The sequence below is a fragment of the Actinomadura fibrosa genome (assembly GCF_900659615.1).
Classification (GTDB): Bacteria; Actinomycetota; Actinomycetes; order Streptosporangiales; family Streptosporangiaceae; genus Spirillospora; species Spirillospora fibrosa.
On record NZ_CAACUY010000413.1, the window covers coordinates 1 to 5,167 of the forward strand.

The following is a 5,167-nucleotide window of genomic DNA, read 5'->3' on the forward strand; positions in this document are numbered from 1 at the left end:
AGCCGGGCGACGCGCTCGGGCGGGTCGCCGCGCGCGGACGCGGCGATCAGCGCGGCGGTGAACGCGTCGCCGGCGCCGGTGGTGTCGGCGACGGGCACGTCGTCCAGGGGCAGGACGAGGTGGCCGCCCGGCCAGGCGAAGACGTTCCCGGACTCGACGGCCAGCGCCACGAGCGCGGGCCCGCGCCGGACGAGGTCCTCGGCGAGCCGCACCGCGCGTGCCGGGGCGGTGATCTCCTCGCCGGCGAGGATCGCGGCCTCGCGGGCGTCGGCGCGGACGATGCGGGCGGCGGCGATCACCTCGGCGCGGCCGTCCTCGGGCGGGACGCCGTCCAGCGCGACGCGGGCGCCCGCCTCCCGGGCCTGGGCGAGCGCGGCGCGTACCGCGTCCGGAGGCTGCTGCAACTGCACGCTGACCCACGCGGCCCCGCGGAACAGCGGGCGCGCCGCCGCGATGTCGGCCTCGGTGAGCAGGACGGCCGGCGGCAGGTCCTCCAGGTAGCGCCAGCGGCCCGATCCGTCGACGATGTCGACGATCAGCCCGGTCTCGGCGCCCGCGCGGCGGACGGCGTGCACGACGTCGATCCGGTCGCGGCGGGCCTGGTCGAGCAGCCGCCCGCCCGCCTCGTCGTCCCCGACGACGCCGACCAGCGCGACGCGCGTCCCGAGCTGGGCGAGCGCGACGGCCTGGTTGGCGCCCTTGCCGCCGAGCATCTCGCGGCGCCGCCGCACGTCCGCGGACTCCCCCGGACCCGGGACGGCGTCGACCACGAGCACGAGATCGCGGGCGATCTGCCCGACGACGACCACCTCGGCGCCCGCGCCCGCACTCATGCCGTCCCCGTTCCCGTGCCCGTCCCTGTCCCAGCGCCCGTCCCAGTGCCCGTCCCCGTGCCCGTGCTCGTTCCCGTGCCCGTTCCCATCCCGGTGCCTGGTTCCATCCGCGCGGGCCTCACACGCCGGACGGCAGGGTCTCCAGCTCGCCGAGGCGGGCCGGTTCGATGTGCAGCGGCAGGAGCGCGGACGTGGTGCGGAACCAGCACAGGGCGTCGTAGCGCTCCGCGAGCGTCGTCGGGACGTACTGCCGCCGGTCTCGGTCGGAGTCGTAGACGACGCCGATGGCGCGGTGCCCGAGCCGGTCGGTGTACCAGGGCGGCCGGTGCCCCTCGTCCAGGATGAACATCGCGCGGCGCAGTTCCGACTCCGCGAGCAGCGCCTCCAGGGACCCCTCGCGCGGCGGCGGCACCTCCATGATCTCCATCGGCGCGCCCCAGCTCGGCGCCGCCACGACCTGGCCGGGGCCGCTCGCGAAGCCGACGAGGACGACCTGGCCGGCCCCGTGGCGCTCGCGCGCGAGCTGCCCGAGGTTGACCATCCCGGCGGCGGCCATGCTCGTGGCGCGTGCGTCGCCGACGTGCGTGTTGTGGGCCCAGACCACGGCCTTCCCGCCGTGGAACCCCATGAGGCGGTCGAGGGTGTCGGCCATGTGCACGTCCCGGACGTTCCACGACTCCGGACCGCCGCCGATCATGGCGCGGTAGTACCGCTCGGCGTTCGCGGCCACCTCGGCGTTCTGCCGGGCGGCGAACTCCTCGCCGGGGTCGGCGGCGTCACCCGGGGGCGGGGCGGCGCGCAGCCGGGTCAGCAGCGCGAGCACCTCCTCCGCGCAGCCGTCCGGAACGAGCGCCGTGTTCCACCCGTACGCCTGCGGGTCCTCGCCGTGGGGCTCGAAGCAGCGATAGGCGTCCAGCGCCGTCCCCAGGTGGTCGGGACGGTGCTCGGCGACGTGGACGATCACGGCGCGCAGCGACTCCCACAGGCTGTAGACGTCCAGGCCGTGGAAGCCCGCGCGCCGCTCGTCCGGCAGTCCGGCGTTGCGGTCGCGCAGCCAGCGGCAGAAGCGGACGGTCTCCTCGTTCGCCCACATCCAGGTCGGCCAGCGCTCGTAGGCGTCGAGGGCGTCGCGCGGGTCCTCGGGCGCGCCGGGCGCGAGCGTCACCGAGCGGCCGACGCGCCGGCAGTCGGGCCAGTCGCCCTCCACCGCGACGAACGAGAACCCGCGCTCGGCGATCAGCCGCCGGGTCAGCGCGGCCCGCCACGCGTAGAACTCGTGGGTGCCGTGGCTGGCCTCGCCGACGAGGACGCACCGGGCGTCCCCGATGCGGTCCAGCAGCGGGTCGAGGTCGTCCTCGTACTCCAGCGGCAGGGCGGCTCCGTGGACCTCGGCGGCATGGTCCGCGCCGTCCTTGTGGCGTTCTGGACGTGACATACGACGTCCTCCCGTTTTCGGTCGTCCTTCCCCGGATTCCCCGGATTCAGGCTTCGATTCAGCGGACGGCGCCAGCAGCCACTGGCCGCGTTCCGGCAGGCCAGCGGCCGGGTCCGGCGCTCAGTCGGCGCGGCCGAGGCCCGTGGCGGCGGCCCGGTAGGCGCTGGGCGCGACGCCGTAGGCCGCGCGGAAGGCCCGGCTGAACGCCGCGGCGTCCGGCATGCCCCAGCGGCAGGCGATCGCGCCGATCCGCTGGGTGGCGAGGAACGGGTCGCGCAGCTCGCAGCGGCAGTGCTCCAGGCGGCGGGAGCGGACGTACCGGGCGACGGTGGTGCCCTTCGGCTGGAACACCCGGTAGAGCTGTCGGACGGAGATGTGGTGCGCCTCGGCGATCGCGGACGGCGTCAGGGCGGGGTCGTGCAGCCGCGCCTCGATCCACGCCACGATCGCCCGCAGCATCTCCGCGCGGTCCGGGCACGGGACGGGCTCCGCGCCGAGCCACTCGCTCGCCGCGCCCGTCACGAGCTCGACGATCGCGCCGCCGAGATGGTCGGTGTACGGCTCGTCCGCCGCTTGCCCGGCGTCCGCCGCCCCGTCCCCGGCCGGGTCACCGCCGGTCGCCGCGGCGTCCGCGGCGAGCGCCGCCAGCAGCGACGTCATCGGCCGGCCCGTCCGGACCCGGTCGGTGAGCAGCGTGCCGCCGAGCGCGGACAGGCGGTCCACCGACAGCGGGACGGCCCGGTGCGGGATCACCACCGTGAACAGGCGGTGGGCGTCGAAGGAGATCTCCACCGGGCGGGTGAGGTCGTAGAACACCACGTCCCCCGCGCCGACGCGGACCTGCCGCCCGTTCTGCCGCAGCACGCAGGACCCGCTCAGCACGAGGCCCAGCTTGTAGCACTCGCGGGTGTCGCGGGCGATCTGCCGGGGGCCGCGCCGGACGGCGTGCGCGGGCGCCCGCACCTCGCCCGTCTCGACGGCGCCGAACGTCCGGCACACCAGGCGCGCGGCGAACGGCCCGCCCTCCGCCGGGCGCAGGTGGAACGGCCCGAAGGCGGACGCGATCAGGTGGCGCCAGTAGTCCGCCTGCTCGGCGGCGGGGTGGTCGGAGGTGCTGACGAGCGTGGGCATGGCGGTCCTTCGCGCTTCCTTCGGGAGCAGGGCGGTCCGGACGCCACCCGTAAGGCTTCTACGGACCGTCAGGAAGGTCAATGAGCGAGTCGGCACGACGCGCGCGGCCCGGTTTGGCACCTGGCGCCAAAGGCGCGGCAGGGAGGGCCAAGACCGCCCCCGCCGCGGCGGCCTATACATGGGCGAGCGCCATCCCGGGAGCGCCCCGTCCACGTCGAGCCCCCTCCGAGGAGACCTCCCATGGCAGAGGACGAGCAGGAACCCGGCGGCATCAGCCGCAAGAGCTTCATCACGGCCGTCGGCGTCGGCGCCCTGGCGCTGCCCGCCGCCGTGTCCGCCGCCACCCCGGCCGAGGCCCGCACGCGCCCGCAGGCGCCGCGGCAGCTCACCCCCACGCCCAAGTGCGACGACGGCGACGACGACCCCACCCCGCCCCAGATGGAGGGCCCGTACTTCAAGCCCGGGTCACCCGAGCGGACGAACCTGGTCACGTCCGGCATGCCCGGCACCAGGCTGTCGCTGACCGGGATCGTCTACTCGCTCTCGTGCGCGCCGGTGGGCAGGGCGCTGCTCGACTTCTGGCAGGCCGACTACTACGGCCGGTACGACAACGTCACGTACACGCTGCGCGGCCACCAGTACACCGACGCCGCCGGACGGTTCAGCCTCCAGACGATCGTGCCCGGCCTCTACCCGGGACGCACCCGCCACATCCACGTCAAGGTGCAGGCGCCGAACCAGCCCATCCTCACCACGCAGCTCTACTTCCCGGGCGAGCCCCGCAACTCGTCCGACCCGCTCTACGACCCCGAGCTGCTGATGAAGGTGTCCACCGCCCCCACCGGACGGACCGCGAGGTTCGACTTCGTGCTCCAGGTCCCGTAGGGCCCGCTCCCCGAACGCCGTCCCCGCCCGGCCGCCGCGACAGGCCCGGCGGGGACGGTCATGTCGCGGACCGGAACCGAGACGTGACGCGAATCCCCCACGAAGCGGCAAAGGAATGGATAGTCTCCCACCGATCACTTCTGGTCGAGTGGGGAATCTGGAGCACAACCGCATGAGCGCTGCCACCCGGGCACAGGTCGTCACACGGTGGGGAGCCGTGGCCTTCATGGCCATCGCGGTCATGACCGCCACCGTGGGCGGCTTCGCCCAGTCCTACGCCGGTCTCTACCACTGGGCCCTGGAGCACGGCCTGCGCGGCTGGAAGGCGGACTCGTTCCCGCTGCTGGTCGACCTGTTCATCATCGTGGGCGAGCTCGGCCTGTTCCTGCTCGCGGTGGACGCCTTCGTGCTGCACCGCCGGCAGCTGCTGAGCTGGCTCGACTTCTTCCTGCCGCTGAGCATCGCCCTCGCGGGCTGGACGGCGAGCCTCATCTTCAACGTCGGCCACGTCGGCAACCGCACGTTCTCCTACCAGGCGACGGCCGCCGTCCCGCCCATCGTGTCGATGCTCGGCCTGTTCGTCCTGCTGCGGACGCTGCACCGGTACGTGTCGCGCGACGACGAGCCCAAGCAGCAGCCGGAGCCGCAGACCCGCGCCATCGCCGGCCCCGTCACGCTCCAGCAGATCACGCTGATGCCGCTGCGGAACACGGGCCCGTTCCCGCAGATCCAGGTCCCCGGCCACTCCGGTAAGGCGATCGAGTCGGGCACCGAGGGCGAGGGCGCCGCCGACGGCACCGCCGCTTCGCGCGACGCCGAGCCGGAGCGCGCGACCGCGCCGTCCGCGGCCGCCGCCGACCCGGCCCCGGCCTCCGCCGCGTCC

5 protein-coding genes are annotated in these 5,167 nt (G+C 74.9%); 2 read left to right on the forward strand and 3 right to left on the reverse strand.

The window, feature by feature from the left end; translation table 11 throughout:
* The 3 genes from E1300_RS47485 to E1300_RS47495 all read right to left on the reverse strand — a co-directional run.
* Nucleotides 1-833 (reverse strand): PfkB family carbohydrate kinase (locus tag E1300_RS47485; RefSeq protein ID WP_131763827.1); only part of this gene is annotated, 833 nt, incomplete at its 3' end.
* A gap of 118 nt (nucleotides 834-951) precedes the next feature.
* Complete coding sequence (locus tag E1300_RS47490; protein ID WP_131763828.1) at nucleotides 952-2,268, reverse strand: erythromycin esterase family protein; 1,317 nt, start codon at nucleotides 2,266-2,268, stop codon at nucleotides 952-954.
* A 120-nt stretch (nucleotides 2,269-2,388) separates the two neighbouring features.
* Nucleotides 2,389-3,399, reverse strand: a complete 1,011-nt coding sequence (locus tag E1300_RS47495; protein ID WP_165503324.1) for an AraC-like ligand-binding domain-containing protein — start codon at nucleotides 3,397-3,399, stop codon at nucleotides 2,389-2,391.
* A gap of 240 nt (nucleotides 3,400-3,639) precedes the next feature.
* On the opposite strand from E1300_RS47495, the gene E1300_RS47500 reads away from it, so the two are divergent.
* Complete coding sequence (locus E1300_RS47500; protein ID WP_131763830.1) at nucleotides 3,640-4,284, forward strand: dioxygenase family protein; 645 nt, start codon at nucleotides 3,640-3,642, stop codon at nucleotides 4,282-4,284.
* Between the two features lie 172 nt (nucleotides 4,285-4,456).
* Nucleotides 4,457-5,167, forward strand: a 711-nt coding sequence (locus E1300_RS47505) for a DUF2637 domain-containing protein (protein ID WP_165503325.1), incomplete at its 3' end; no start/stop codon positions are given.